Below are 26,355 nucleotides of genomic sequence, written 5' to 3'. Positions count from 1 at the left end.
TCAAAATTGGGGTGTTCCACCGTGCTTACAGCATTTCGAACACGCCGGCGGCCCCCATGCCGCCGCCGATGCACATCGTCACGACGCCGTACCTGCCGCCGCGCCGCTTCAGCTCGTTCAACAGGGAAACGGTCAGCTTCGCCCCGGTGCAGCCCAGCGGATGGCCCAGGGCAATGGCGCCGCCGTTGACGTTTACCTTTGCCGGGTCGAGGCCCAGTTCGCGGATCACGGCGAGCGACTGGGAGGCAAACGCCTCGTTCAGCTCGAACAGATCCACGTCGGCCACGCTCAATCCAGCCATGTTCAGCGCTTTCGGAACGGCGACGACAGGACCGATCCCCATCACGTCGGGATCGACGCCGCCAACCGTGAACGAGCGGAACCTGGCGATCGGACGAACGCCCAGACGGTCCGCCTTTTCCGCCGACATCACCAGCACGGCGGCCGCGCCGTCGCTCGTCTGCGAAGAGTTTCCGGCCGTGACCGTGCCCTGCACGTGAAACACCGGCTTCAGCTTGGCCAGCGCTTCCAGCGAGGTGTCGGCACGCACGCCCTCGTCCGTGTCAAAGACGCGCTCCGTGACGTGCAGCCTGCCGTCCTCGTCCACGCGGTGCTGCTTTACCGTCAGCGGCACGATCTCGTCCTGGAACTTGCCGGCGGCGATGGCGGCCGCGGCCCGCTGATGGCTTTGCAGCGCGAACGCGTCCTGGTCCTCGCGGCTGACGCCGTAGCGCTTTGCCACTTCCTCCGCCGTGTGCCCCATGCCCATGTACGCTTCCGGCATCGTCTCCATCAGCGTCGGATTGAGCGCCACCTTGTGGCCGGCCATCGGCAGCAGGCTCATGCTCTCCACCCCGCCGGCCACGATCACGTCGGCCCCGCCGGCAATAATCTGATGGGCGGCGTAGGCGATGGTCTGCAGGCCGGACGAGCAGAAACGGTTGACGGTAATGCCGGCGACGTTGGTCGGCAGCCCGGCGCGCAGGCCGATCAGGCGGGCCATGTTCATCCCCTGCTCTGCTTCCGGCACGGCCGTCCCGATGATCACGTCCTCGATCTCGGCCGGGTCGAGCTCGGGGACGCGGCGCAACAGATCGCTCACGACCGCGGCGCCCATGTCGACGGGATGCACGTCCTTCAGGCTGCCCCGCTTCGCTTTTCCGACCGCGGTGCGGGCGCCGGCGACGATCACTGCTTCTCTCATGTCTTTCCCCTCCCTAGTTACGCAATGGCTTGTTCTTCGTCAGCATGTGCTGCATGCGCTGCTGCGTCTTGGGCGTCTTGATCAGCTCGAGGAACGCCTGGCGCTCCAGCTCCAGGATGTACTGCTCTGTCACCTCGGTGCCGGCCGGCACGCTGCCGCCGGACATGACGTAGGCGATCTTGCTGGCGATCAGTTCGTCGTGATCGCTGATGTAGCCGCTCTTTTTCATCGTGTAGATGCTTTGCCGAAGGGTGGCGTACCCCGACTCGCCGATGACGCGGATCTTGCGCGGGCGCTGCGGCGTGTACCCCTCTTTGACCATCGCCAAAACGAGCTGCTTGGCGTCGTAGAGGAGGTGATCCGGATTGATGCTGATCCGGTCGCTCGGGCGCAGGTAGCCCAGGTTGATCGCTTCCCTGCCGCTGGTGGAGACTTTGGCCATGGCGATCGTCTCGAACGCGCGGGCCACGAACGGGAACGGGTCAACCGGCACGGTGCCGCCTTCCGGCACATTTTCCATCGCCCGAAACAGCATCTCCTTGGTGCCGCCGCCGCCGGGCAAGAGGCCCACGCCCACTTCCACCAGCCCCATGTAGGTCTCGGCGGACGCCTGCACGCGGTCGGCCAGGAAGCAGATTTCCACGCCGCCGCCGAGCGTCATGCCGAACGGCGCCGCCACGACCGGACGGTGCATGGTACGCAGCGCGTGCCCCACCTTGTGAAACTGTTTGACCAACATGTCCAGCTCGAACCAGTTTTCGTCCTGCGCCTCCATCAAGGCCAGGCCCAGGTTCATGCCGACGCAGAAGTTTTTGCCCTGGTTGCCGATCACGAGTCCGAGGAAGTTGCGCTGCACCTCTTCCGCCGCGAAGGCTGCCATCTGCAGCACGTCCATGCCCAGCGCGTTGTGCGGAGAGGTAAACTCCAGGCAGGCTACACCGTCGCCCAGGTCCACCAGCGCGGCGCCCGCGTTTTTCCTGATCAGCCGGCCCTGCTCCTTGAGCGCCGCCAGGTTGATCCGCTCTTTGTTCTCCTCGACGTCCTTGTATCGGCCGCCGACGGCAAACGCAGCCACGCGCCCGTCCTGTTTCTGATAGAACGAGGTCTTGCCGCTCGCCAGCAGTTCCTCCACCAGCGGCGGGATCGTCTCGCCCTCTTCGCGCATGCGGGCCACCGACTTCTCCACACCGATCGCGTCCCAGGTCTCAAATGGTCCCAGTTCCCAGCCGAAGCCCCATTTCATCGCCCGGTCGACGGACACGATGTCGTCGGCGATTTCGTACGCCTTGGCCGCCGAGTAGAGCAGCACCTTCTTGAAGACGCTCCAGAGAAACTCGCTCCCCTTGTCCTTTCCGTACACAAGCGCTTTCAGTTTTTCCGGCAGCGTCTTCGCCGTCTTGGCCGCCTCCAGCGACGGAAACTTCGCCTTGACGCGCGGACGGTATTCCATCGTGTGGTAGTCGAGCGCGAGAATGTCCTTGCCTTCTGCCGTTTTTACCTGCTTGAAAAAGCCCTGCCCCGCCTTTTGGCCGATCCAGCGCTTTTCCACCATCTCCAGTACGAAGGACGGCACTTCGAAGACCGCTTTTTCCGCGTCATCCGCGCTCTTGTTTTTCACGTTGTTGGCCACGTGCACGTACGTGTCCAGCCCGACCACGTCCAGCGTGCGGAAGGTGGCGCTCTTCGGACGGCCGATGACCGGACCTGTCAGCGCATCCACCTCGTCGACGCCCAGTCCGAGCCGCACCATCTCCTGGATCGAGATCTGCAGGCCGTAAGTCCCGATGCGGTTGGCGATGAAGTTGGGCGTGTCCTTGCAGAGCACCGTACCTTTGCCCAGCACGAACTCGCCGAAGCGCATCATGTAGTCCACGATCGCCGGGTCCGTGTCGTTCCCGGGAATAATCTCAAGAAGTTTCAGATAACGAGGCGGATTAAAAAAGTGCGTGCCCAGAAAATGCTTGCGGAACTCGTCGGAACGTCCCTCGCTCATCTCGTTGATGGAGACGCCCGACGTATTGGAGGAGACGATGGTGCCCGGCCTGCGGTGCGCCTCGACCAGTTCGAACACCTTTTTCTTCACGTCGAGGTTTTCCACGACCGCCTCGATGATCCAGTCAGCGTCGCCGAGGTACGACAGGTGGTCTTCCATGTTGCCGACGGTGATCAGGTCGAGGTTCGCCTTGTCGTAGAGCGGAGCCGGTTTTTCCTTCAGCAGCCGGTCCTTGCCGGCCTGCGCTATGCGGTTGCGGACGACGGGATCAGCCAGCGTCAGCCCTTTTTTGCTCTCTTCCTCTGTCAGCTCACGCGGCACGATGTCCAGCAGGTAGACGGGGATGCCGACGTTGGCCAGATGCGCGGCGATGCCTGCTCCCATCACGCCGGAACCGAGCACGGCCGCTTTGCGAATGTTGCGTTCCATCCATTACCCTCCTCACTAAAAAATGGGGTCCCTGCGAAAAAGACGAAACAGTCCGAACTCGCAGAGTTTTTTGTGAATGAATTCTACTTGTTCAAAAGGTATTCCTGTTTTTCGCCGCACATGTCACCCCTTGAATGAATGCTCATTCATTTTGCTGGTGTAAAAAAACACCCCACCGTAAAAGCCCTCGGTCAACGTGAGATGTTTGGCGATTCAGACGAAACTGAATGATCGCTCAGTTTCATTGTAATCGAAAAGGAGAGCGGTTGCAATCTTCATTTGCCGATTTTTCCCGCTCTCCTCATCCTGGACGCTTCTCAACCCGCCGCAGCGGACAATGACAGGGCAGGCGGCAAAAGAAGCGGCCGCCCCTGCCTTTCTGCCGCGCCGCTACTTCTGGATGAATTTGATCGATGTCACCTTGCGGCCAAACGGGTTTCCTTCATCCGGTTCCAGCAGGTACTCCAACTCGTAGTTGCCCACTTTGGGATCTGCGTAGGCAGCCGCGACCCACAGCTTGTTCTTGTCGGTGTCATCCTTCCGGAGGGTGAGCGCCACGCGATAGTCATGCAGCGGCAGCGCGATTTTGGCGATGCTCTCCTGCGCCGGCTTGCTCAGATACGCGTCCAGCCATTTCCCATTCTTCGTGCGGTACGCATGGTTGGCGGCCGTCAGCAGCAGGTTGACCGCCTTTTGCTGCCGCTGCTGCGATTCCCGGAACTGTTTGGCGGCGTCGTCCGCGTAAAAATCGTACAGGCGCTTCAGCACGGCGGCGAACTCTGCACGCGTCATGTTTTTGTAGGGATTAAACAGCCGCGTCTCGCTGAACAGGTGGAATTCACGAATCGCTCCCGCATAAGGCGAGGCGGTGTCGGGATAACCGCTCGGCTGTTTCCATCCGTGGTACCCGGCAAAGAAGGGGGCTACATCCTGCGGCTTCACATTCATGCTTCTCATCTTGTACGGAGCGAGCACGTGAAACAAGATCATGCTGGCTTCTTCCCGCGAGAGCGGATACTGCAGGTACTGGGTCGGCACCCACCAGTCGACCAGTTCTTTCTGCGGCGTTTTCATCAACTGGCCCTGCGAAGCCAGATGGAGATAGTAGAGAATTTTGTCACCCGGCCGGTATTCGTTGACAAAGCCTGTCTGGACGTCCAGCAGCACCTGCAGGTTGGCCGTCAGCGCTTCGATTTCCTTTCGGAGCGGATACCTGTGATCGAGGTAGGCCTTCTCCTCGGGAGCAGCCAACGGGCCGTAGACGGCTTCAAAGACGCGGTTCACCAGCGCCAGCGCCTCGCCGCGGGTAATCGGCTTGTCCGGGTAAAAATGGCGCGTGCCGTTCCCCTTGTATACGCCCTGTTCGGTCAGGAACTGAATCTGCTCGCTGGCCCAGTGCCCCTTGACGTCGTCGTACGCGGTTTCGGCGTTCGCGCGCGGAACGAAGACGCCCTGGATCAACAAGCAAACCATGAGAACCCACAACAGACTTCTCTTGAACATGATGGTCTCCTTTCCTCTCCATTTGAAATTGCGTCGAATGGAATGATCGCACAAATGATTTCCGGGACAAAACAGCATGTTTTACCGCCCAACCGCTGCGCAGTATGAGACAAAAATACCAACTGTTCCCACCTTTGTAAAGATAGCTTGAAAAATTTAGGATGGGACGCACAAGGCCCCCGCCCGAACGAATAGTCCTTTCCTCCTGCCAATAGGAAACGGTATCCATTTTTAGGCTCCGCGTCGTGCGTCTTTCCGCTCCCTTTGCCGCGCTGGCCGTTCGCCCCATGCAAAAAAACCGGAGGAATGGCTCCTCCGGTTGGTGGACTGCGGCACAAGCAGATTCGGTTACGACTGGATCTTATCCATCCATTCGGGTCCTTTGGTCACCAGCGCCCGGCAGAGCACCAGGTCCAGGACGGCGAACAAGACAAACAGCGTCAGGCTGATGCCGTACAGCGACGGCTTCCCCTGGAACGCCAGGAACAGCGTCGGCGCTGCGGTGACCACCACGGCCGCCATCGAGAACAGCGTGTTCCAGTTCTGCTTGACCGCCTTCTGCTCCGAATCCCAATCCAGTTTGGGCATCCGCAGGTCAATGATGATCCCGATCAGATTGATGAACACGATGCCCGGCAGGCTGGCGAGCAACGCGAGCAGGAGAAATTGCACCGGCGGATGCAGCACCAGCCCGGCGGCGGCGCACATCAGCAGCATGCTGAGGATGCCCAGCACCGTTCCCGGCACCACTTTGGCCGCGATGATCTGCGCATAGGGAACAGGCAGGTACTTGTTGACGAAAAAGGTCTGCCCGTCCCGCGAGATGGCCGTTGTTGACACGCTGTTCGCGGACGTCATGAAAAGGGCGAGCGCAAACGCGACCGCCACGCCGATTCCGGCTGCGGCGTCTTCCTGAAGAAACTGACCCCACTCGCGCACTGTCGCAAACCCGTCCGGGCGGCTGAGCACGGGAATGAACATCAGCAAGGGCCACAAGAAGCAGGACAGGACGCAGTTCAGAAAGTAGGCGGGGGTGCGCAGCAGCACCTTCCATTCCTTGGCGGCGAACGCCAGCACAGGCGACCGGCGTCCGGTCAGCTTGTCGAACTCTTCTCCGCTGACGCACCTGCGCTTGGCCGCTGTCTCGGCGATCCCCATGACGCCCTTCAGGTACAAGCGGTCTCCCAGCAAGACGAAGGCCGCGGCAAACGCCGCCGACACCAGCAGAAAGGCGAGCAGATAGCCGAGACCGGCGAGAACTCCCGACTCGGCAAGCGCCATCGCCCCCAGCTTGGTGCTGGGGAACAGTCGGGTGACGAGCGAAAGCAGGGCGTTGTTTTCCGAGAGAATCATCTGTGTCAACTGCTCGACGCTGTCCCTCCCTGCGCTGTTCCGATGGATGACAATTTGAAAACCCAGCACGGCCGCGATCCCGATCACGCCGCCGATCAGGCGGAACCGGTCCCTGCTTTTTCCCACGCTGGTCACACGCATGAACAGCATGGCCAAGAGTGAGGCGATTACCAGCGGGATGACCGGCAGCGCCAAAAAGACGACGGCCGCGTACAGGTAGTAGAGCGGCCCGGCTCCGCTTTTCACCCCGTACGTAATCAGCAGCGGCAGCAGCAGAAACGCGGTCGGCACGTACTCGTACGCCAGCGTGACGAGGAACTTCGCCCCGAGAATGTCGGACGGCTTGAGCGGCAGGGGCAGCAGGTGCTCCACGTCCTGCGAGTAGTAGTACACGGTCAAGACGTAAAAAATCCCGAAAAACAGGATGCCCAGACAGGCAATCGCCATGCCCATCCCCAAAAGCGCGCTCTCCTGCCCGCTTGCCGCCAGCCCGTCGTACAGGCCGATGACTCCCATCACGTAACCGGACATCAGCGGAAAAAAGGCGACGGCCATCAGCAGGATCATCAGCAGCTTTTTCCACCCGCTCCCCCGTTTCCCGCTCCAGAGGCCGCTGCCGTTTTTCATCAGCATCTTGGTCAAGAGCCAGGTCCTATTCATGCTTCGTCAGCTCCAGGAACAGCCGCTCCAGCGATTCGCTCGAGCGGAAGTGCTCTTGCATCTCCTTGAACGTGCCGCAAAACAGGATGACGCCCTTGTTGATGATGGCGACGCGGTCACACAGCTTTTCCGCCACTTCCAGCACGTGCGTGGAGAAAAACACGGTCCGGCCGCTGTCAGCGTGTTCCCGCATCATTTCCTTCAGCGTGAACGCCGATTTCGGGTCCAGCCCGGTCAGCGGTTCGTCGAGAATCCAGACTTCCGGATGGTGGACCAGCACCCCCATGATCACGATTTTTTGCCTCATGCCGTGCGAGTAGCTCTGAATCGGATCGGAGAGGGCGTCCGTCATGTCAAACCGTTCCGCCAGCCGGGCGATCCGCTCCTTGCGCACGTCCTGCGGCACCCCGTACATGTCGGCCATGAAGGTGACGTACTCCAGCCCCTTCAGCCGCAAAAACAGGTCGGGACTGTCCGGCACATAGCCAAACTGCCGCTTGGCCTCCAGCGGTTCGGTCCCGATGTCCTTGCCGTTCACCCGGATGGTTCCCTGGTCCGGCCGGACAATGCCGGTGATCATCTTGATCGTCGTTGTCTTGCCCGCCCCGTTTGGCCCGAGAAAACCGAAGATTTCCCCGCGGGGAACGGTCAGGGTGAGGCGGTCAACCGCCTTGACGGTACCGTTGTAGCTTTTGGTTACGTCCACGAGTTCGATCATGGTCGTCCTCCTTTTGCCCGGGAAGTGCGTCGTACTATCACGTATTACGAAACAGCCGGAAATCGGTTGCGGCCTCCCCTGCCGCCAACGGTTCGCCTGAGCCTGACAAAAGAGCCGGCTCGCATGCCGGCTCACGTGTTAGTTTTGCGGTATAAAACTGCCGTCGCGGAGCATGGTCAGCTCGCCCATGAAGAACGCCACGTCTTCCGAATCGGGCAGCTCGCCGTTCGCCTCCAGCGTCTCCAGACGGCGCAGCAGAATGTTGGCGAAGTCGCTGATTTGCAGCGGATGCGCCTCCATGTCCGCATCGTCCAGCACCGAAAAACCGGTCATGGCTTCCAGGTGGATCATGATGCGGAATCCGCCCAGTTCACCCAGGTATTCCCGCTTGTTCAGCGGCGACTTTTCCAGCTTTTGCAGCATGCTGACAATGTCATCGGCATACATGCTGCGAAACGCGACCATGTAAATGTCGCGAAGTTGCGATTCTTCCGTCTTGATCAGCAATACGTCGATGCCGTCCATCTTTTTTGCCTTTTTTCCAAAACCGAACATGCCTATTCCACCTCAACTGTTTTTCAACCTCATTCCATGATAGCCATAATCGCGTCCGGGAAACAACCCCTATCTCTCAACCTGCTCACTTCGTTCCTGCCGCACCCGTTTTTGGGGCGCTGTTTTTCGTGCGGAACACGGCGGCGGAAACGAGGCGGGCGGTGCCGGGGCCCGCAGCGGCGATCCGGACAAGCGGCAAAAATAAGTGCGGAACCCCCTTGACATTTACACTGGCCGGCGCGAATAATTATGAATTAACAAACGCGAATGAACAAACGTGCATAGCCAATGGCGATGACGGGGATCAGTAAAACCGCCCTTCAGGTACAGAGAGCGAAATTCAGCGGCTGAGAGATTTCGCCCGTGAACCGGTTTGAACCCACCCCCGAGCGGCCAGGGATGACCTGGACAGGTTTCTTTCACCTGTTATCAAAGAAAGAGAGCCGGACGGTTTGGCGGCTGAACACGGGAGCGGAACGCCTCGTTCTTCCCCTGGTTTGGGACGCCTGAATACCGTCAAATAAGGTGGTACCGCGGAAGAGAGATACCCTTTCGTCCTTATGTGTGGGATGAAAGGGTTTTTTGCTTGTTCTTGCTGGAAAGAGGAGGGTTACACGATGAAGAAGGGAAAAATGCGGCTGGTCGTAAAGGTGGGCAGCAGTTCGCTGGCGGCGCCGGGCGGCGGGTGCGACCCGGCGAAGATGTCGCTGCTCGTATCCGCCGTCAGCCGTCTGCGGGACGCCGGCCATCAGGTCGTGCTCGTCTCCTCGGGAGCGGTGGCGAGCGGCTTTCGGAGGCTGGGGTACCAGCAGCGGCCCCGGACGCTGGCGGCCAAACAGGCGGCGGCGGCCATCGGGCAAAGCCTCCTGATGCAAACCTACACCGAGCTGTTCGCCGCGTACGGCTGCACCGTGGCGCAAATCCTTCTGACCCGGGGCGACTTTTCCGACCGTGAACGCTATCACCACGCCTTTCAGACCCTGTCTCTCCTGCTGGAGAAAAACGTCCTGCCGATCATCAACGAAAACGACACCGTCTCCGTGGCGGAGCTGACCTTTGGCGACAACGACATGCTGGGCGCGCTGGTCGCCGGTCTGGTACACGCCGACCTGTACCTGATCCTGACGGACACCAACGGACTGTACGACAAGGACCCGCGGACCCACGCGGACGCGGTCCGCATCCCCTATCTGCCCGCCGTCACGGACGAGGTGGAGGCGCTGGCCGGCGGGGCCTCCCGATTGGGCACGGGCGGGATGCGCTCCAAGCTGATTGCCGCCAAAACGGCCCAGCAGTTGGGCGTTCCCAGCTTTATCGGCCACCTGGCGCAGCCGTCCGACCTGCTCGACGTGCTGGACGGCAGCGGCAGCGGCACCTACGTCGGCTTCCGGCCCGAATCGCCCGCGGGCCACGCGCTGCCGACCCGCAAGCAGTGGATCGCGCTTCACTCCCCCGTCCGCGGGCGGATCAGCGTGGACCGCGGCGCCGCCGAAGCCGTGCTGCGGCACCGGCGCAGCCTGCTTTTGGCCGGCGTGCGGGACGTGGATGGCGCGTTTGCCCCCGGCGAGGTGATCGAGGTGTACTGCGACGGCCAATTGATCGGCCGCGGCGTCAGCCGCTGCAGCGCCGCCGACCTGCGGGCGAAGCTCTCCCCCGCCGGTCCGGCCCGGCCGAAAGGCATCGTCATCCACCGCGACCAATGGACGGAAGCGGCTTGTTTTGCGGCAATCGGCGGCAGCGACAGAACGTGAAGCAGGGGATGATCCCCTTGCGATAAAGGAGATGAGGAATGTGGAGAAGAGCCAAACTACGGAGAAAAGACAGAACATGGAGAAGAGCCTGAAAGATCGCGTGTACGAACAGATCCGCCTGGCCAAACAGGCGGCGCGGAGCCTGGCCTTGCTGTCCCGCCCGGAAAAGGACCGCGCCCTGCATGCGGTCGGCGAACGTCTGCTGGCTGACGAAGCGGCCATCCTCACCGCCAACGGGCGGGATGTGGCCCGCGCGGAGGCGGACGGTCAACCGGCCGCCTATCTGGACCGGCTGCGCCTGACGCCGGAACGGCTGCGCGATCTGGTCGAGGGGCTGCGCCAACTGGTCGAACTGAACGATCCGGTGGGCGAAGTGACAGCCCGCTGGACCCGGCCAAACGGTCTGGTGATCGAGCAGGTGCGGGTCCCGCTGGGCGTGATCGGCATGGTCTACGAGGCCCGGCCGAACGTCACCGTGGACGCGGCCGCGATTGCGCTCAAGACCGGCAATGCGATCGTCCTGCGCGGCAGCCGCAGCGCACGGGAAAGCAACCTCGCCCTGACGCACAGCATCCGCGCCGCTCTGGCGGACGCCGGGCTGCCGGCGGAGGCGGTGCAGTACCTGCCCTATGCCGAACACGAATCCGTCGATCTGCTGTGCACGGCCAACGGCTTGATCGACGTCGTCATCCCGCGCGGCGGCGCCTCGCTGATCAGCCGCGTGCTGCGCACCTCCACCGTCCCGGTGCTGGAGACGGGCGTGGGCAACTGTCACATCTACATCGATCAATCCGCCGAGTACGCCATGGCCGAAGCCATCACCCTCAACGCCAAAACGAGCCGTCCCGCCGTCTGCAACGCGGCCGAAACCCTGCTCCTGCACCGCGGCTGGCCTGAACGGCACCGGCGCGACCTGTTGGCCCGTCTGCTGGCCGCCGGCATCGAACTGCGCGCCTGCGAGGAGACGCGGCGGCTCCATCCGGAGCTGGCCGACCGGCTCGTTCCCGCCGCGCCGGAGGACTGGGACGCGGAATACCTCGGCTTGATCCTGGCCGTGCGCACGGTAGACAGCCTGGATGACGCGCTGGACCATATCGCCCGCCACGGCACCGGCCACTCCGAAGCGATCGTGACGCAGGACGCCGCGCGAGCGGAACGGTTCCTCGCCGCCGTCGATGCAGCCGCCGTCTACCACAACGCGTCCACCCGCTTTACGGACGGCGGGGAATTCGGCTTCGGCGCGGAGATCGGCATCAGCACGCAGAAGCTGCACGCCCGCGGTCCGATGGGCCTGCCCGCGCTCACGTCCAGCAAGTACGTCGTACGCGGAACCGGACAGATACGCTAACGGAAGGAGGATGCAGCATGAGTGACCATTCGACGCTCTCTTTCGACACGCGGATCGGCTTTCTTGGAGCCGGTTCGATCGTCGAGGCCATGCTGGCCGGCATTTTGAAAAACGAACTCATTGCGCCGGAGCGGATTTTTGTCGCCAACCGCAGCGACCGGACGCGGCTCAGGCGGCTGGCGGAAACGTTCGGGGTGAACGCCTGCGAGGACAAAGCCGCTCTGGTGGAGCAATCCGACATTCTCATCCTGGCGATGAAGCCCAAGGACGCCCCGGATGCGTGCCGCAGCCTGCGCGGACTGGTCCGTCCGGAACAACTGGTGATTTCCGTCGTCGCCGGCGTTTCCACGGCCTGCATCAGCGACTGGCTGGGCACGAATGGCCCGATCGTCAGAACCATGCCGAACACGTCGTCCGCCGTCGGGCTGTCCGTCACGGGCCTCTCCGCCAACCGCTCCGTGAGCGAGGAGCAGCTTCGCGCGGCCACCGCTCTTTTCGAAGCGATCGGTTCCGTCCACATCGTGCCCGAGGACGAGCTGGACATCATCACCGGCCTCTCCGGCAGCGGCCCGGCCTACATTTACTACCTGGCGGAAGCGATGGAAGGCGCGGGCGCGGAAGCCGGGCTGTCCCGCGAGATGGCCCGGCAGCTCACCGTCCAGACCCTGCTGGGGGCGGCGCAGATGCTGCTTCATTCCAGCGATGAGCCCGCCCTCCTGCGGAAAAAAGTAACCAGTCCGGGCGGAACCACCCAGGCCGGTCTGGAAGTGTTGGATTCGTACCGGTTTCAACAGGCCGTCGCCTCCGCGGTACTGCGCGCCGCCGAACGGGCTCGCGAGCTTGGCGCGCAGTACCGGTGATCCGTTTTGCCTCTCCGCCCGATCGTGTATACTAAAGAAAAACGACGGACAAGGAGGAGCCGATGGAGATTTACGCCCTCTACGGAACGAGCGGGACGGGAAAAAGCACGAGCGCGCTGCAGTTGGCTCACCAGATGGACATTGACGCCATCATCGACGACGGCATCCTGATTTACCAGGGCCGCAAGGTGGCCGGCACCTCCGCCAAGTACGAAAAAACGAAAATCCAGGCGGTCAAGCGGGCGATTTTCCACTATCGCGACCACGCGGAGGAAGTACGCCGCGCCCTCGCCGCCATCCGCCCCCGGCGCCTGTTGGTGATCGGCACCTCGAAGCGGATGATCGAGCGGATTCGGGAAGCGCTGGACCTGCCCGCCCCCGTCCGCCACATTCCGATCGAATCGATCAAACCGGCGCATGAAATCGAAGCGGCCCGGTACATTCGGGAGACCCAGGGAAAGCACGTGATTCCGATCCCCCGCGTCGAAGTGGAAAAAGACTTTTGGCAGCGGATGATCGCCTCCGCCCAACAGATCTTTTCCGCCAAAAAGGAAGTCATCGGGGAAACGACCGTGGTTCACCCGCCGTTTACCGGCGGCCGCATCCTGATTCACCCGCAGGTGCTGCGCAAGATCGTCCAGGTGACGTGCAGCCGCTTTCCGTTCGTCAGCCAGGTGAAGAACATGACGTACACGTTTGAAGACGTGCCCCGCCTGCAGGTCTCCCTGGATGTCCGGCTCCCGTTTGGCGCGTCCATTCCCCCGCTGGCCCGGGAGATTCAAGAGGCGCTTCTACGGGAAACGAGCCACTGTCTCAATTTTGCCCCGGCCAGCATTGACATACGGATTATGACCTTGCAGTTGGTGTGAATCATTCCCAACCAGATACGCAACTGGTTCTCCGGTTTGCCGCGCTGTCATCCGACACGAGGCAAACCGGCTTTCGTTTTGCCTGCAAATACAAGTCATGACCCGCCTTCCCGCTGCCCATGCTAAGAGGTGTATCCCATTCCACCGTGAAAGGAGATCGCCTCATGCCAACGACGATGTTCTCTCCTCAGCAAACGCAGGCGCCGATTCCCCAACCGCCCCGGGTGATTTCGACCAAAGACGCCAGCTATCTGAAGGACGCCCTTTCCTGGGAGCTGCTGGCGTTTAAAAAGCTGCACTTCTTCGCCCAGCAGGCGACGGACCCGCAGGTGAAGCAGGCGCTGGAAAAAGCCGGCCAGATGCACCAGCGCCACTACCAGAAGCTGCTTACCCACCTGCAGGTAAACAACGCACAGGCGATGGCCGCCATTCCCCAGACACAGGCGCAGCAGCAGCAACAGCAAACGCAGATGCAGTAACAAGGGAGGGAAACCAGATGCCGAACCAAAACCAGATTGCCAATCCGCAGACGGGTGTCCCGCAGGTAAAAGGACCGCAGATGAATGACCGGGACTTTTTGAACGACGGCCTGGCGACATGCAAGTACCTGACGGACAGCCTGAACGTGGCCGTACGGGAAGCCAGCCACCAGCAGCTTTACGCCGACATGCTGCAAATCCTGACGGAGACGCACCAGAGCGCCCGCGAGATGTACAACCTGATGTTCCAAAAGGGATGGTACAAGCTGGAGGCGGAAGACCAGCAAAAGCTGCAGCAGGCGTATCAACAGTACAGCGGGTATTCCACCCAGTTTCCGTACCACTGATGGAAGACCGCCGCAGGCAGGGAAAAAGGGACATCCGACAGGGGATGTCCCTTTTGTCTACACCGTAAAGGCGTCGGTCTTTCCGCGCAGTTCCCTGATCTGTCCGGCCACGTCCCGTACTTCCTCGGCGACGGCGTGGATGTACTCCCTGACATCGTGAATCGTCGCGGTCACTTCCTCCGCCGAGGCGGCCGTCTGCTCCGAGATGGCGGTCACCGACAGGACGTCCTGCTGAATCGTCTGCTGGAAGCGGGCCATGTCCGCCATCGTCTCCACGATTTGCTCCAGCGACCGGTTCAGCTCGCCGGTGATCACGGACAGACGGGAAACCCCTTGCGACACCTCGTCGATTTTGTGCGCCTCCTCTTCGTACTGCCGTTTCGTCACGCCCACTTCATGTTTGGTCTGTTCCACTTCCTGCTGCACGTCGCGAATGCTGGCCTGAATCTCTTTGGTTGCTTCCGCCGTCTGCTCAGCCAGCTTGCGCACCTCCGCGGCCACCACCGCAAAGCCTTTGCCCGCCTCCCCGGCGCGGGAACTTTCGATCGCGGCGTTCAAGGCCAGCAGGTTGGTCTGGGCGGCAATCGACTGAATCGCCGACACCACCTGATCGATGGCGACGGATTTTTCCACCAGCCGTTCCATGCTCGCTTCCACCCGCTTGAAGTGCTGCGCCGTTTCCGCGCTGTGGGTCACAAAAGACTGCAGCGATTCCCGGCTTTCCCGCTCCGTTTGCGACACGTCCTGTCCCAGCCGGTTCATTCCCTCCACCAGCCGGTTGACGTGGTCGATCTTGCCGGTCAGGTCGCCGTTCAGCCTGGAAATGGCTTCGACCGAAGCGGCCGTCTGCTCGTTTCCCTGGGCGATTTCCGTGCTGGCCGTGACAATCGCGTCCGCCTGCTCCCGCATCTCGCCGACACGGCGGGCCATCCCTTCCGCCATGCGGTCGATCCGGTGCGCCGCCGTCTTCATGTCGGTGATCAGCCCGCGCAGATAGTCCACCATTTGCGAAAACGAATCCATGATCTGGCCGATTTCGTCGCGGCGCTTGTAGCTGAACGAACATTCCGTCAACACACCCGCCGATACTTCCAGCGCCTTGTCGCTGATCATGCGCAGCGGCTGCAGCCGCCTGCGGATCAGCCAGGCGAGAACGACGGCTGCCGCGAGGGCAATCAGCAGATTGAGCGTAAGCGCCACGGGCAGGCTCTCCCACTGGACGCGTGTGGTGACCGAACCGACCGTGGACGCGTCAATGTCCACCCCGAGAATGCCGATCACCGTGCCGTCCGGCTTGGCAACGGGGGCAAATGCGGACAGGTAGTCTCCGTATCGGGGGTCGTGCACGATCGGCGTGCTGCTCGTCTCCCCGCGCAGGACGGGAGCCACATCCCGAAACGCCGTGGCACTCGCCGGATCGCCGATATCCGAGGCGTTTTCCGCATCCCGGGGCTGACCGTCGATCATCACCCGCAGCTGCTCTCCATCCGCCTGGAGAATGTAGACGTACAGCGCCCCCGTCTTTTCCCGAAAGTCGTTGAGCTGCTGGCGCAGGTTCCAGTAGTCTTCCCCCTTTTGCGGCTGCTGCAAAAAGCGCTCGTACGCCTGCACATCCACCTGTCTGGCTATCGTGGCGGCCCATTCCGTGCCGAACGTGCCGACCGTCCTCTCCACCGTGTTGGCGTTGTTGACATACAGGCTGACCGCGTTGACGGCCGTCAGCGCCGCCATCCCCAGCACGATCAGCAGCAGGACATGAGTGACAATGCTTTTGGTTTTCATCACGTTCCCTCCTGTGGCCGAGTCGTGGTTGTTACCCTATACATACCCGTTGGCGCACAGGCGTAAACGTCGGCCGGCCTCCCCGGATCGGCACTGGCGCAGCCCCCGCTCCACCGTCGGTCACGCCATCTCTCTGATCAATCGGGACAGGCGGTGAAGCGCCCGCTCCATCTGCTGCTCATCGGCGTACGCGTAAGAGAGGCGCAGGTGGCAGTGGTCCGTGCCGTCGTAAATGTAGCCGGGATTGAGCAGAATCCCCTCGGCCAGCGCCCGCCAAAAGAGCGTCCGCATCGACACCGACCGGCGCAGCCGCAGCCAGATGTAAAAGCCGCCCCGCGGCTCCCGCCACTCCGCCAGATCGGCAAACCAGCGCCTGAGCGACTCACACGCGCACGCCCTGCGCGCTCTGAGCGCTTCCCTCACCGCTTGCAGATGGCGTTGGTACAGGCCGCTGCTCAGCCATTCCGCCGCCACCTGCTGGGAAAGGGCGCTGGCCCCGTAATCGGTCTGCATTTTCACGTCGGCCAGCCGCTCGACAACCGGTTCCGGCCCGACGATCCAGCCGATCCGCAGACCGGGGCTGAGCGATTTGGACAGGCTGCCCACGTACAGGACCAGCCCGTTGGGGTCGAGCGCCTTCAAGGGAGGCGGCCCCGGTTCGTCCAGCCACAGCTCGCCGTAGACGTCATCCTCCAGGATGGGCAGCCGCTCCCGTTCGCAGACGGCCATCACCTGCTGCCGCCGTTTCTCCGACATCAGGATGCCGGTCGGATTGTGAAAGGACGGAATGGTGTAGAGCAGAGCCGCCTGGTGGGCCTGTTTCAGCCGCGCCAGCGCATCCGGCCGGATCCCTTCGCCGTCCAGCGGGACGCCGGTCAGCCGCATGCGCGACGACTGAAAGACCGGCAGCGAGTACAGGTATGAAGGGCGCTCCAGCAAAATGGCCGAGCCCTGGCGCAAAATGCCCAGCGAGATGAGCTGCAGCGCCTGCAGCGCGCCGGACACGACGAGGATGGACGCCGGCGGCGCGTCGATGCCGCGCGTCCGCAGATGGGCGCTGATCGCCTGCCGCAGCGACTTTAGCCCCTTGGGTTCCGAATAGCCGAGCTGGGCAACCTGTCCGCCCAATCGTCCCATGATCTCCGCCATGCCGGCGGACGGCAGCAGTTCGGGCGACAGCTCCCCCGTGCCCAGCCGAATGATCTGCGGATCGTGTTCATGGCGGTTGATGGCCTGGATGGTCGGCTGATTGGGCGGATGGTCGCCCGCCTGGACGTAGCTCAGCCAATCGGGAGGCGGGGCGGAAGCCAGCAGCGACCAGGTGTTGTTGCTGACCACGGTGCCGCTGCCCACGACGGCTTCGATCAGCCCTTCCGCCTTCAGTTCGTCCAGCGCCGTCACCACCGTGCTCCGGTTGACGCCAAACGCCTCGGCCAAAGCCCGCTGCGTCGGCAGCCTGCTTTTGACCGGCCAGTCGCCGGTGGCGATTTTTTCCCGGATGTAGGCGACAATCTGGACGTAGACGGGCACATCCGACGCCTTGTCCGGCTTCCAGTCAATGGTCGGCACCATCGATTCCCCCTCCAGTCTTCATGCTGCCCTTATTGTAGCCAATTGGTTGGGTCGCTGCCAAACCAATTGGCTGGAGACAGACGGCCCGATTTGTCTTACTGTGGAAGCCATGGGATACACCGCAAAAGGAGGAGCTTTACGCATGTGGGAAGCCGCCCTGCACGGATTTGTGCTCGCATTCGGATTAATCCTGCCGCTCGGCGTGCAAAACGTCTTCGTCTTCAATCAGGGAGCCGCCCAGCCGACGCTGTGGCGCGCGCTGCCGGTCGTCCTGACTGCGGCCGTCTGCGACACGCTCCTGATCCTGTTGGCCGTCCTGGGCGTGTCGCTGGCGGTGCTCACCTTTGCCTGGCTGAAAACCATCCTCTACGCCGGCGGAGTTTTCTTTCTGGTCTACATGGGCATCCTCACCTGGCGCAGCCGCCCTTCCGCCGAGGCGCAGGAGGCGGAACGGTACCCGCCGAAACGCCAGGTGATGTTCGCCGCGTCGGTATCGCTGTTAAACCCGCACGCGATCCTGGACACCATCGGCGTCATCGGCACCAGCTCGCTGGGGTACGCCGGGGCGGCGAAGTGGGGGTTCGCCGCCGCCTGCATCCTCGTCTCCTGGCTGTGGTTTTTCGGACTGGCGCTGGCCGGACGGACGGCGGGCAGGCTGGACCGCTCCGGACGGCTGCTGCGCGCCCTCAACCTCGCCTCCGCCTTTCTCATCTGGGGCGTCGCCGCGTACATGGCGGTTTCGCTGGTGCGGGAGCTTGCCGCGTAGGAATCGGGCGGGAACCAACAAAGGGGAGCGAATGGCTCCCCTTTGTTAAACCCATTTCAACTGATTCGTAGAAAACCGGCGACATTCACTACATTTTTATTGAAACGAATCACGATCTGATGAAGTCTATATTATTAGAACGATTCCCAAATGCTGTAAAAAGGAACTTCATTGCCAGGTTCCTTTTTACATACAAAAGAGCCGTTCCAATCTAGCTTTGGCGGGCGCAATTGGAAACGACTCTTCGTGGCTCTTTCCTTTGCTATGATATGCAAAGAAAGCACCTCTGATTAGATTGAAATTATCACAACTTTGTTACACTTTGTAAATAGCAAAGTGAACGGGCCAACAACCGCTTGGAAAGAAGTTGTGGCCTTATGATGTTTACCAGTGGATTTCTGTAATCCTCCAAAATTTAACGGCTTAATCAGGCGCAAAATCATTTGAAAAAAGGGAGGGTATACAGGATGAAAATCACAAGATGCAAGTGGTTTTCCGGACTGGCGACATTGATTTGTTCACTCGCTATTTCAACTTCTATCTCCCATCAGGCAGACGCGGCCACAGGTTTTTATTTCAATGGTGGAATGAAGTTCGTAAGTAACAAGGGCGCCGCCGTAACAATTGAAACTCAAAATCCATATGTAGCAAAAGATTCTTGGGTATCCATTTGGGCTATGACAGCCGGTCCTGGCTCGGCTGATTATGCTCAAGTTGGATACTGGAAGGTATATGGTTGGTCTGGCCCCAAATACTTTTATGAATATAGTAATACAGATGATGACCTCTGGTACCAAAAAACGTTAGGTAACGCTTCAAGTGGAAGCCACAACAATTTTAGTGTTGGAAGCGACAACTCAAACATGTATTTCAAAATCAATGATATTTCATATGGTGATGTGCCCCTAAGCACCCTTGGATGGACACCTGACCAAATTCAACTTCTTGCAGAAACACACGATGAAAACGACCAAAATCCCGGTTCCATATCGAATCCGGTATCGATAGGGTCCGCCCAATACAAAACGACTTCGGATCGTTGGGTATCAGTGAAAGTAGACGAATTTCACGACCTGCCGCACATGAAAAATAATATTCCGAGTACCGGTTCAAGTAGCTGGGAAGTTTGGGACAGTCGATACAAATAAAAGGAGTTGATGATTCATGAAGAAACCTTTCGGATTTTTAGCAAGTGCAGTAATTGTCGCTGCAATTGGAATGACATCGGTTGCCGCAGCACAGTTGAACACTTCTTCCCCCGATCCGGGACAGGGGAAATCGGCTGTGTATGCCGCCGAAGTTCAAAGACTGGCAGAAAGCCGCACGTTTGTTGACAACGGATTGGAAGTCCAGGTATTGGATGAAGCGGTGAAAGTGGATGAAAACACAGCGCTTGAAGCTGCAAAACATTTCATTGGTTCCTCACGAGGGGATACCGCCAAGAAAGTGACGATGACCTTGGCAAGATTCACGGATACGCAAGTTGAACAGGGAATCTTGTCCGATTCCAACCTGTCCGTACAAGACGTTCCCGTATGGATTGTTACCTTCCACGGCGTGGATATGCCGAGAAACGGGAAGGCTGGCAGCGGGAAACAATATGTGAACGCTGATGTTCATGTGATAATCGATGCCAATACCGGCGAAGAAATCGAAATGATCGCCGGCAAGCACGGAAAATAAAAGGGTAATCACGGAACATAAAAGCAAAAGCCCTGATCGCCGACATCTTCCGGGATCAGGGCTTTTTTCATATCGGATCGGCCACCCCTCCCGCGCTTTCGTTGTTTATCCCCGACCAGGCCAGGACAGGATAATAGTAACAGCACAGATCATGCACACGCGAAGGAGCTGAAGTGTAATGACTCGTCACCGTTTCAGGCAGCTTCGCTATCCGTTCATCGCGCTGGCGCTGATATCGGGTCTGTTGGCCTTGCATGACCACTACCGTTTGAACGCCTCCCCGGTCGCGGCCCAACGCGTTCAAACCGTCACCATTGCCAGCGCCGGCTTTTTGCCCAACCGGCTCGTCTTTCACCAAGGAGAGACGGTCTCCCTGACGATCGTCAACGCGGACACCCGTCCCCACAACCTGGTGATTCGCGAGCTGAACGTCTCTTCCGCCGATCTGAAACCGAGTCAGTCGGCGACGCTCCAGTTTGCGGCCAGCAAAAAAGGGCGCTATCCGTTTGTCTCGGATACGCCCGGTTATCCGGAAACAGGGTATCAGGGGCTGCTGATTATCGACTAGGCTGTCCTGACGCGAGCTGTTCCTGCTGCTTCTCTTCCGGAGCGGAGTGTTTCCACGGCCCGAAGCGGATGATCAGCAGCGGAATCAGTCCGGCCGCGGTGGCCAGGCCGAAAAACAGGTACGTGTCCAGGATGGAAAACGCGTCCTTGATCCAGCCGCCCACCAGGTTGCAGGTCATTGAGCCCAGCCCGTTGCCGACGGAAGCGTAGAGGGCCAGCGCGGTCACCTGCAGGGAAGCGGGTGTATTTTCCCGCACGAACTGCGCCGCCGTGGCCAGGTAACACCCGACGGAGAGGCCCTGGATGAAAAAGAGGGCGATCACCGCGGTCGTGCCGGGAGCCGTGCTGTACCAGAGCCAGCGCAGGGCGGAGACCGTGCCCGCCAGCAGAATGGTCAGCTCCAGACCCCAGCGGCGCACAAAGAAACCGGCGATTTTCATAAACGGCGCCTCGCTGCCGGCGAAGAGCAGAAAGGCCAGACCCACGCCGGCCACCGTTCCCCCGATGTGCTGGTAGTACAGGGAAAACCAGATGTTATGGGCGTTGATCGCCCCAAAGATAAAGAAGGACGCCGCGAGAAACAGGACAAACCGGGGCAGGCGGATCAGTTCGGTCAGTCCCTTGAAGACGCTCACGGTGAACGGCGCCGCTTCCGCGTGTTCCGGAATCCGGCGCAGACACAGGCCGGCGATCAGGTAAGCGCCGCAGTACGAGTAAAAAATGGCGGCAGGCCCCCATTGTTCCACCGCCAGCCCGGTCAGAAACGCGGCGAGGGCAAAACCGACCGCGCCCCACATGCGAATGTCGCCGAACTGGATGTTGTGCCGTTTGGCGTACCCCAGCGCCAGACTGTCCGACACGGGCACGACCGCGCTTTGAAACACGGACATGGCGATGTAGAGCAAAAACACCCAGGCAAACGTGGAAACGGCGGGAAACAGCAGCCCGACCGCCCCCGCCGCGGCCAGGGTCAGCATCAGGACCTGCTTGCGGATGTGAAAGCGGTCACAGATCATGCCCCACAACGGCTGCGTCACAATGGAGATCACCGGCGTCACGGCGCTGATTATGCCGATCTGCGTTCCGGTCAGGCGGATCGATTCGTAGTACTGGGTAATCAGCGGAAAAAACGAGCCGAACCCGTAGTAGGCAAACAGGTAGAATGCGTTCAGGCTGACGCGCTGTGCCGCGCGTTCTTCGCTCGCTTGGCTGGACCGTGCTTCGGACATACGCTCTCCTTTGGGTCAGGCTGAAGAGACGAGCAGGCACCGCTCGTCTCCTCGGCCGAATGCGCTGGCTTTCAGATGTCGGGAACGCGGGAGTTCCCGGTGGTGACGGTGTCCCGCCTTGGTCGGCAGCGGACCCCTTACTGCTTCACTGCCGGCAGGATTTTCTCCATGTTGACCGTCCGCTTTTTCTCCCACGTCTCCGGCTTTGTCTCATCGTACTGCTCCAGGAACTGGATGACCTCTTTGGTCAGCGGCGTCGGCGTGGACGCGCCGGACGTGACCGCCACCTTTTTCTTTCCTTTCAGCCATTCCAGTTTCAGTTCGGACAAATCGGCGATGCGGTAGGCCGGCACGCCGGCGATCTCCTCCGCCACCTGCGCCAACCGGTTGGAGTTGTTGCTGCGCGGGTCGCCGACGACAATGCAGAGATCGGCCTCTCCGGCCTGCTCCGCGACCGCCTCCTGGCGCACCTGGGTGGCCAGGCAGATTTCGTTGTGCACCTCCACCTGCGGGAAGCGTTTGACGATCGCGTCCATCAGGTGTTTGACGTCCCACTGGCTCATCGTCGTCTGGTTGGTAACGATCAGCTTGTCGGCGGGCAGATTCAGCGCCTCGATCTCGTCCACGGTCTGCACCAGATGCACCTTGTCGGGGGCGATGCCGACTGCTCCCTCCGGCTCCGGATGCCCTTTTTTGCCGATGTAGATGACGTGATACCCGTCCGCCACTTTTTCGCGGATCAGGTCATGGGTCTTGGTGACGTCCGGGCAGGTGGCATCCACCACGGTCAATCCCTTTTCGCGCGCTTTTTTCCGCACTTCGGGGGAAACGCCGTGCGCGGTGAAAATCACCGTTCCCTTGTCGATCTTGTCGAGCAGCGCCAGCCGGTCTTCGCCGTCCAGCGTCTTCACGCCCAGTTTTTCAAACGCCTCGACGACGTGGGCGTTGTGTACAATCATCCCCAAAATGTGAATGGGGCGGGGCAGGTCAAAATTTTGCGCCGTTTTCAGCGCCAGCACCATGGCGTCCACGACGCCGTAACAGTAACCGCGGGGGGAAATCTTGATCACTTCCATGTATACCCCTCCTCTCGAGATCAGCAAATCGTTACTATTATACCTTATTTGCCTGCTTCCCGCTTCCGTTCGTAAACCTTCAGATTATTGTAGACAACTTTGAGCAGCGGCGCGGCAACACCCAGCTCCTCCGCCCGCTTCAGCAGGTAGCCCTGCAGGTGATCCGCTTCCACCGGCAGCCCTTTTTCCATGTCGCGCAGCATCGACGACTTCATCCCGTAGCCCAGGTTCAGAAACGTCTTCATCTGCTTCTCGACAATGTCTTCGTCGATCGGGGCATGTAGAGCGCGCATCACGGAGGCCACCTCTTCGGCCAGTTGGCGCGTCAGCTCCACCCCGTAGGCAGCGTCACGGATCGGCCCCACCGCCGCGTTCATCAGCGTGGTCATGCCCGACAGGGTGGTGATGAACAGGTACTTGTGCCACATGTCGCGCTGGATGTTGGCGCTCGCCCTGAACGAGGCCGCCGTCCCGGCAAAGGCTCGTTCCATCGCGTCCACCCGCTCACTTCGCCCGCCGCCCCACTCGCCGAACACCGCTTCGTGCGTCGGGCTGGTCTGCACCACATCGCCATCCTCGTTCAGCGTCGTCTCGATAAAACAGAGACCGCCCAAGACCCGCTCACGTCCAAAACGCTCCCATAACAGCTCCATGTGGGCGATCCCGTTCAACAGCGGCACCACCGCCGTCTGTTCACCCACGTACGGAGCGATCGCCTCCAGGCTGTCGTGCAGGTGATACGCCTTGTTAGACAGGATCACAACGTCAAACGGCCCTGCCGCTTCGCCTGCGACGATCAACTGCGGCTGTTCGAGATGGATGTCGCCGTGCACGCTCTGCACGCGCAGGCCCCGTTCCAGAAGCTGGCGCCGCCGGCGTTCCCGCACGAGGAAGGTAACATCTCCCCCGTTTTCCGCCAATCGGGCACCAAAATAGCCGCCAACCGCACCTGCCCCCAACACCAACACTTTCATCCGCTTTCCTCCCACTCTTGTTCGAAATAGTCTGTCTCCATTCTACAAAAACAGACCCTTTTGCAACACCCCGCAATATTACGTCAGAAAATCTGACATAAAACGTGATAAAACCTCTTGACAGTCCCAAAATCCAACCACTATAATCGCTAGTATAGAAACGGACGAAAATCGAACGTTAATAAGAAAATCTGGATGAATATTCGTAAATGGAGTGATCGCCATGGATATGAAAGCAGTTCTTTCCCTGATCGAATCAGAAAACATCGAATATGTCGACTTCCGCATCGTCGACCTGCCCGGCCGCCAGCATCATGTCACCATCCCCGCCTACGCGGTTGACGAAGGGACCTTCCTCAACGGCGTCGCCTTTGACGGCTCCAGTCTGACCGGGTACAAAGGCATCGAAGAAAGCGACATGGTGGCGATGCCCGACCCGGCCAGCGCGTTTATCGACCCGTTTGTCGAAGCGAAAACGCTGAACATCGTCTGCAACATCTGCAATCCGGACGGCACTCCCTACGAACGCGACCCGCGCGGCATCGCCCTGAAGGCGGAGGCCTACCTGAAGCAGACCGGCCTGGCCACCGACGCCTACTTCGGCCCGGAATCGGAGTTCTTCCTGTTTGACAGCGTCCGCTACGCTTCCGGACCGTCCGGCTCCTTTTTCCACATCGACTCCGAGGAAGCGTTCTGGAACACCGGCAAGGAAGGGCAGAACCTGGGCTACAAGGTGCGCAACAAGGGCGGCTACTTCCCCGTGCAGCCGACCGACACGCAGATGGACATCCGCAATGAGATGTGCACGCTGATGACCCAAGCCGGCCTGAAAGTGGAGCGCCATCACCACGAGGTGGCCACCGCCGGCCAAGGGGAAATCAACTTCCGCTTTGACACCCTGACGCGCACGGCCGACAACCTGCTGCTGTTCAAGTACATCGTCCGCAACGTGGCGGCCAAGCACGGCAAAACGGCCACCTTCATGCCGAAGCCGATCGTCGGCGACAACGGCAGCGGCATGCACGTGCACCAAAGCCTGTTTGACGGCGAACGACCGCTCTTCTACGAAAAAGGCGGCTACGCCAATCTGAGCCAAATGGCGCTCTACTACATCGGCGGCATCCTGTATCACGCGCCGGCCCTGATCGCGCTGACCAATCCGAGCACCAACTCGTTCAAACGGCTGGTGCCCGGCTACGAAGCGCCGGTCAACCTGGTCTTCTCCAAAGGGAACCGCTCCGCCGCCATCCGCATTCCGGTGGCTGCCGTGACGCCGAAAGCGGCTCGCATCGAGTTCCGCACCCCGGACTCCACGGCGAATCCGTACCTGGCCTTCGCCGCCATGCTGATGGCCGGCCTGGACGGCATCAAGCGCAGGCTGGACCCGCGCGAACTGGGCTACGGACCGGTTGACCGCAACATCTACGATCTCTCCGATGCGGAGAAACAGGAGATCAAGAGCGCACCCGGCTCGCTGGAAGAAGCGCTGAACGCGCTGGAACGCGACCACGACTTCCTGCTGGAAGGCGGCGTCTTCACCCGCGACGTGATCGAAAGCTGGATCGCCCTCAAGCGCGGCGAAATCCAACAAGTGGAACGCACCGTCAATCCGAAGGAATACGAGCTGTACTATGATCTGTAAGCCGGGGCCCGCACGGCGAACCGGTTCCTCTCCGATCCGGAACCGCGAAAAACCGAATCTGCCGCGAGAAACGAAAAGACCGAGGCACAGTCCCTCGGTCTTTTCGCGTCAAAAAAGCGTCATGCGAACGGCCAACGGTTTCAGCCGCTTCGTTACAGCGAACGCAGCCGCTCCGCCAGTTCGCCCGGCGTCCGGGGCAGGCCGCGGCGGAGCCGTTCTTTCACATGGCCGGGGATGGCTTCCCACAGCTCCAGTACGGCGGGCGGTTTCATCCGCAAGTCGGCCAGGATGTCCCGGCGGGCAAAGACCCGCTCCGGCTCCCCGGCCAGCACAAGCCGCCCCGCGTCCATCACAAACACCCAGTCCGCCCAGGCAAACGCGAAATCCAGATCATGCGTCGCCATCACAATCGTGGTGCCTGCCGCATGGATGCGCTCCAGCTCGCGGACAAAGGCCTCCGTCTGCCACGGGTCCAGGTAGGACGTCGGCTCATCCAGCAAAAGCAGTTCCGGCTCCATCACCATCACGCCAGCCAGGGCCACCCGCCGCTTCTGGCCGAGACTCAGATGGTGCACCGGAGTGTCGGCCCACTCGCTCATCCCGAACGCCTCCAGTGTCCGCCGCACTTTTTCCTTGATCTCCTCTTCCGGCAGATGGAGGTTGCACAGTCCGTACGACAGATCCTCGGCGACGGTGGCGGCGATCAACTGCTGTTCCGGGTCCTGAAACACAAGGCCCACGTTTCGTTTGAGCGCCTGCAGTTCCGCCCGGCGCGCACTGATCGGCACGCCTTTCCACAGGACCTGTCCCTTTTGCGGGCGAAAAATGCCGTTCGCATGCAGAAACAGCGTCGACTTGCCGCAGCCGTTGCGGCCGAGCAGCGCGCATCTCCGGCCGGCGGGCACGGCCAGCGTCACGCCGTTCAGCGCCGGCTGGCGGGCGCCCGGGTAGGTGTAATGCACGTCGGCAAACTCAAGCACATGCGTTGTCACGTC

The 26,355-nt window shown here is 60.8% G+C and carries 23 protein-coding genes; 11 read left to right on the top strand and 12 right to left on the bottom strand.

Annotated elements, in window-relative coordinates; genetic code table 11:
* Positions 1 to 25: 25 nt before the first annotated feature.
* The 6 genes from M516_RS0105905 to M516_RS0105880 form a co-directional block, all read right to left on the bottom strand.
* Positions 26 to 1,204: an acetyl-CoA C-acetyltransferase gene (locus M516_RS0105905; protein ID WP_029098300.1), complete on the bottom strand. Its 1,179-nt coding sequence runs from the start codon at positions 1,202 to 1,204 to the stop codon at positions 26 to 28.
* A 13-nt stretch (positions 1,205 to 1,217) separates the two neighbouring features.
* Positions 1,218 to 3,626: a 3-hydroxyacyl-CoA dehydrogenase/enoyl-CoA hydratase family protein gene (locus tag M516_RS0105900; protein WP_029098299.1), complete on the bottom strand. Its 2,409-nt coding sequence runs from the start codon at positions 3,624 to 3,626 to the stop codon at positions 1,218 to 1,220.
* Positions 3,627 to 4,016: 390 nt separating this feature from the next.
* Positions 4,017 to 5,129, bottom strand: coding sequence for an S-layer homology domain-containing protein (locus M516_RS0105895; protein WP_029098298.1), 1,113 nt, complete (start codon positions 5,127 to 5,129; stop codon positions 4,017 to 4,019).
* A 348-nt stretch (positions 5,130 to 5,477) separates the two neighbouring features.
* Positions 5,478 to 7,142, bottom strand: a complete 1,665-nt coding sequence (locus tag M516_RS0105890) for a putative ABC transporter permease subunit (protein ID WP_029098297.1) — start codon at positions 7,140 to 7,142, stop codon at positions 5,478 to 5,480.
* Complete coding sequence (locus tag M516_RS0105885) at positions 7,135 to 7,860, bottom strand: ABC transporter ATP-binding protein (protein ID WP_029098296.1); 726 nt, start codon at positions 7,858 to 7,860, stop codon at positions 7,135 to 7,137. The genes M516_RS0105890 and M516_RS0105885 overlap by 8 nt, the downstream gene beginning before the upstream one ends.
* Positions 7,861 to 7,998: 138 nt before the next feature.
* Positions 7,999 to 8,415, bottom strand: a complete 417-nt coding sequence (locus M516_RS0105880) for a hypothetical protein (RefSeq protein WP_029098295.1) — start codon at positions 8,413 to 8,415, stop codon at positions 7,999 to 8,001.
* A 617-nt stretch (positions 8,416 to 9,032) separates the two neighbouring features.
* Between M516_RS0105880 and proB the strand changes: the two genes are divergently transcribed.
* The 6 genes from proB to M516_RS0105850 all read left to right on the top strand — a co-directional run bounded on the left by proB (position 9,033) and on the right by M516_RS0105850 (position 14,069).
* Entirely contained in the window at positions 9,033 to 10,166 is a 1,134-nt protein-coding gene (gene proB / locus M516_RS22820) for a glutamate 5-kinase (protein ID WP_044897183.1), read from the top strand.
* Positions 10,167 to 10,197: 31 nt separating this feature from the next.
* Entirely contained in the window at positions 10,198 to 11,514 is a 1,317-nt protein-coding gene (locus M516_RS0105870) for a glutamate-5-semialdehyde dehydrogenase (RefSeq protein WP_081656456.1), read from the top strand.
* Positions 11,515 to 11,531: 17 nt separating this feature from the next.
* Positions 11,532 to 12,374: a pyrroline-5-carboxylate reductase gene (gene proC / locus M516_RS0105865; RefSeq protein ID WP_029098293.1), complete on the top strand. Its 843-nt coding sequence runs from the start codon at positions 11,532 to 11,534 to the stop codon at positions 12,372 to 12,374.
* 62 nt (positions 12,375 to 12,436) lie between these two features.
* Positions 12,437 to 13,243, top strand: a complete 807-nt coding sequence (locus tag M516_RS0105860) for a hypothetical protein (RefSeq protein ID WP_029098292.1) — start codon at positions 12,437 to 12,439, stop codon at positions 13,241 to 13,243.
* A 164-nt stretch (positions 13,244 to 13,407) separates the two neighbouring features.
* Complete coding sequence (locus M516_RS0105855) at positions 13,408 to 13,722, top strand: ferritin-like domain-containing protein (RefSeq protein WP_029098291.1); 315 nt, start codon at positions 13,408 to 13,410, stop codon at positions 13,720 to 13,722.
* A gap of 17 nt (positions 13,723 to 13,739) precedes the next feature.
* Positions 13,740 to 14,069: a spore coat protein gene (locus tag M516_RS0105850; protein WP_029098290.1), complete on the top strand. Its 330-nt coding sequence runs from the start codon at positions 13,740 to 13,742 to the stop codon at positions 14,067 to 14,069.
* A gap of 57 nt (positions 14,070 to 14,126) precedes the next feature.
* Here the strand turns inward: M516_RS0105850 and M516_RS0105845 are convergent, their stop codons facing one another.
* Together M516_RS0105845 and pdxR are read right to left on the bottom strand one after the other, a co-directional pair.
* Positions 14,127 to 15,851 carry a methyl-accepting chemotaxis protein gene (locus tag M516_RS0105845; RefSeq protein ID WP_035289007.1) on the bottom strand — a complete coding sequence of 575 codons (1,725 nt, stop codon included), beginning with the start codon at positions 15,849 to 15,851 and terminating at the stop codon, positions 14,127 to 14,129.
* A gap of 120 nt (positions 15,852 to 15,971) precedes the next feature.
* Entirely contained in the window at positions 15,972 to 17,423 is a 1,452-nt protein-coding gene (pdxR, locus tag M516_RS0105840; RefSeq protein ID WP_416358648.1) for a MocR-like pyridoxine biosynthesis transcription factor PdxR, read from the bottom strand.
* Between the two features lie 142 nt (positions 17,424 to 17,565).
* On the opposite strand from pdxR, the gene M516_RS0105835 reads away from it, so the two are divergent.
* The 4 genes from M516_RS0105835 to M516_RS0105825 all read left to right on the top strand — a co-directional run bounded on the left by M516_RS0105835 (position 17,566) and on the right by M516_RS0105825 (position 20,440).
* On the top strand, positions 17,566 to 18,189 hold the full coding sequence (locus M516_RS0105835) for a LysE/ArgO family amino acid transporter (protein WP_029098287.1): 624 nt from the start codon (positions 17,566 to 17,568) through the stop codon (positions 18,187 to 18,189).
* A gap of 467 nt (positions 18,190 to 18,656) precedes the next feature.
* Positions 18,657 to 19,337 carry a hypothetical protein gene (locus M516_RS25135; RefSeq protein WP_152523352.1) on the top strand — a complete coding sequence of 227 codons (681 nt, stop codon included), beginning with the start codon at positions 18,657 to 18,659 and terminating at the stop codon, positions 19,335 to 19,337.
* Between the two features lie 16 nt (positions 19,338 to 19,353).
* The gene (locus M516_RS0105830) at positions 19,354 to 19,872 is read left to right on the top strand and encodes a hypothetical protein (protein ID WP_029098286.1); all 519 of its coding nucleotides are present in this window, start codon (positions 19,354 to 19,356) and stop codon (positions 19,870 to 19,872) included.
* Positions 19,873 to 20,050: 178 nt separating this feature from the next.
* Positions 20,051 to 20,440 carry a cupredoxin domain-containing protein gene (locus tag M516_RS0105825; RefSeq protein ID WP_029098285.1) on the top strand — a complete coding sequence of 130 codons (390 nt, stop codon included), beginning with the start codon at positions 20,051 to 20,053 and terminating at the stop codon, positions 20,438 to 20,440.
* Here the strand turns inward: M516_RS0105825 and M516_RS22815 are convergent.
* The 3 genes from M516_RS22815 to panE all read right to left on the bottom strand — a co-directional run bounded on the left by M516_RS22815 (position 20,430) and on the right by panE (position 23,718).
* Positions 20,430 to 21,668, bottom strand: coding sequence for an MFS transporter (locus M516_RS22815; RefSeq protein ID WP_051188109.1), 1,239 nt, complete (start codon positions 21,666 to 21,668; stop codon positions 20,430 to 20,432). The two genes, M516_RS0105825 and M516_RS22815, sit on opposite strands and share 11 nt — an antisense overlap.
* A gap of 137 nt (positions 21,669 to 21,805) precedes the next feature.
* Positions 21,806 to 22,744: a 4-hydroxy-3-methylbut-2-enyl diphosphate reductase gene (locus tag M516_RS0105815; protein ID WP_029098284.1), complete on the bottom strand. Its 939-nt coding sequence runs from the start codon at positions 22,742 to 22,744 to the stop codon at positions 21,806 to 21,808.
* A 44-nt stretch (positions 22,745 to 22,788) separates the two neighbouring features.
* Positions 22,789 to 23,718, bottom strand: a complete 930-nt coding sequence (gene panE / locus M516_RS0105810) for a 2-dehydropantoate 2-reductase (protein ID WP_029098283.1) — start codon at positions 23,716 to 23,718, stop codon at positions 22,789 to 22,791.
* Between the two features lie 223 nt (positions 23,719 to 23,941).
* Here panE and glnA point away from each other — a divergent pair, with 223 nt between their 5' ends.
* Entirely contained in the window at positions 23,942 to 25,360 is a 1,419-nt protein-coding gene (glnA, locus tag M516_RS0105805) for a type I glutamate--ammonia ligase (protein WP_029098282.1), read from the top strand.
* Positions 25,361 to 25,512: 152 nt separating this feature from the next.
* Here glnA and M516_RS0105800 read toward each other — a convergent pair whose 3' ends face one another.
* Positions 25,513 to 26,352, bottom strand: a complete 840-nt coding sequence (locus M516_RS0105800) for an energy-coupling factor ABC transporter ATP-binding protein (protein WP_029098281.1) — start codon at positions 26,350 to 26,352, stop codon at positions 25,513 to 25,515.
* Positions 26,353 to 26,355 lie beyond the last annotated feature (3 nt).

It is taken from the genome of Brevibacillus thermoruber 423, from assembly GCF_000454065.1.
GTDB lineage: Bacteria > Bacillota > Bacilli > Brevibacillales > Brevibacillaceae > Brevibacillus > Brevibacillus thermoruber.
The sequence above is the reverse complement of the archived record's forward strand: the minus strand, read 5'-3'. Positions and strand labels throughout refer to the sequence as shown.

Excerpts from the sequence above, each read along its gene's own strand:
- proC (WP_029098293.1), top strand. The coding sequence starts at position 11,532 with ATGAGTGACCATTCGACGCTCTCTTTCGACACGCGGATCGGCTTTCTT.
- M516_RS0105835 (WP_029098287.1), top strand. The coding sequence starts at position 17,566 with ATGTGGGAAGCCGCCCTGCACGGATTTGTGCTCGCATTCGGATTAATC.
- M516_RS0105880 (WP_029098295.1), bottom strand. The coding sequence starts at position 8,415 with ATGTTCGGTTTTGGAAAAAAGGCAAAAAAGATGGACGGCATCGACGTA.
- panE (WP_029098283.1), bottom strand. The coding sequence starts at position 23,718 with ATGAAAGTGTTGGTGTTGGGGGCAGGTGCGGTTGGCGGCTATTTTGGT.
- glnA (WP_029098282.1), top strand. The coding sequence starts at position 23,942 with ATGGATATGAAAGCAGTTCTTTCCCTGATCGAATCAGAAAACATCGAA.
- proB (WP_044897183.1), top strand. The coding sequence starts at position 9,033 with ATGAAGAAGGGAAAAATGCGGCTGGTCGTAAAGGTGGGCAGCAGTTCG.
- M516_RS0105900 (WP_029098299.1), bottom strand. The coding sequence starts at position 3,626 with ATGGAACGCAACATTCGCAAAGCGGCCGTGCTCGGTTCCGGCGTGATG.
- M516_RS0105870 (WP_081656456.1), top strand. The coding sequence starts at position 10,198 with ATGAGGAATGTGGAGAAGAGCCAAACTACGGAGAAAAGACAGAACATG.
- M516_RS0105850 (WP_029098290.1), top strand. The coding sequence starts at position 13,740 with ATGCCGAACCAAAACCAGATTGCCAATCCGCAGACGGGTGTCCCGCAG.
- M516_RS25135 (WP_152523352.1), top strand. The coding sequence starts at position 18,657 with ATGAAAATCACAAGATGCAAGTGGTTTTCCGGACTGGCGACATTGATT.
- M516_RS0105895 (WP_029098298.1), bottom strand. The coding sequence starts at position 5,129 with ATGTTCAAGAGAAGTCTGTTGTGGGTTCTCATGGTTTGCTTGTTGATC.
- M516_RS0105845 (WP_035289007.1), bottom strand. The coding sequence starts at position 15,851 with ATGAAAACCAAAAGCATTGTCACTCATGTCCTGCTGCTGATCGTGCTG.
- M516_RS0105860 (WP_029098292.1), top strand. The coding sequence starts at position 12,437 with ATGGAGATTTACGCCCTCTACGGAACGAGCGGGACGGGAAAAAGCACG.
- M516_RS0105885 (WP_029098296.1), bottom strand. The coding sequence starts at position 7,860 with ATGATCGAACTCGTGGACGTAACCAAAAGCTACAACGGTACCGTCAAG.
- M516_RS0105815 (WP_029098284.1), bottom strand. The coding sequence starts at position 22,744 with ATGGAAGTGATCAAGATTTCCCCCCGCGGTTACTGTTACGGCGTCGTG.
- M516_RS0105855 (WP_029098291.1), top strand. The coding sequence starts at position 13,408 with ATGCCAACGACGATGTTCTCTCCTCAGCAAACGCAGGCGCCGATTCCC.
- M516_RS0105830 (WP_029098286.1), top strand. The coding sequence starts at position 19,354 with ATGAAGAAACCTTTCGGATTTTTAGCAAGTGCAGTAATTGTCGCTGCA.
- M516_RS22815 (WP_051188109.1), bottom strand. The coding sequence starts at position 21,668 with ATGTCCGAAGCACGGTCCAGCCAAGCGAGCGAAGAACGCGCGGCACAG.
- pdxR (WP_416358648.1), bottom strand. The coding sequence starts at position 17,423 with ATGGTGCCGACCATTGACTGGAAGCCGGACAAGGCGTCGGATGTGCCC.
- M516_RS0105825 (WP_029098285.1), top strand. The coding sequence starts at position 20,051 with ATGACTCGTCACCGTTTCAGGCAGCTTCGCTATCCGTTCATCGCGCTG.
- M516_RS0105890 (WP_029098297.1), bottom strand. The coding sequence starts at position 7,142 with ATGAATAGGACCTGGCTCTTGACCAAGATGCTGATGAAAAACGGCAGC.
- M516_RS0105905 (WP_029098300.1), bottom strand. The coding sequence starts at position 1,204 with ATGAGAGAAGCAGTGATCGTCGCCGGCGCCCGCACCGCGGTCGGAAAA.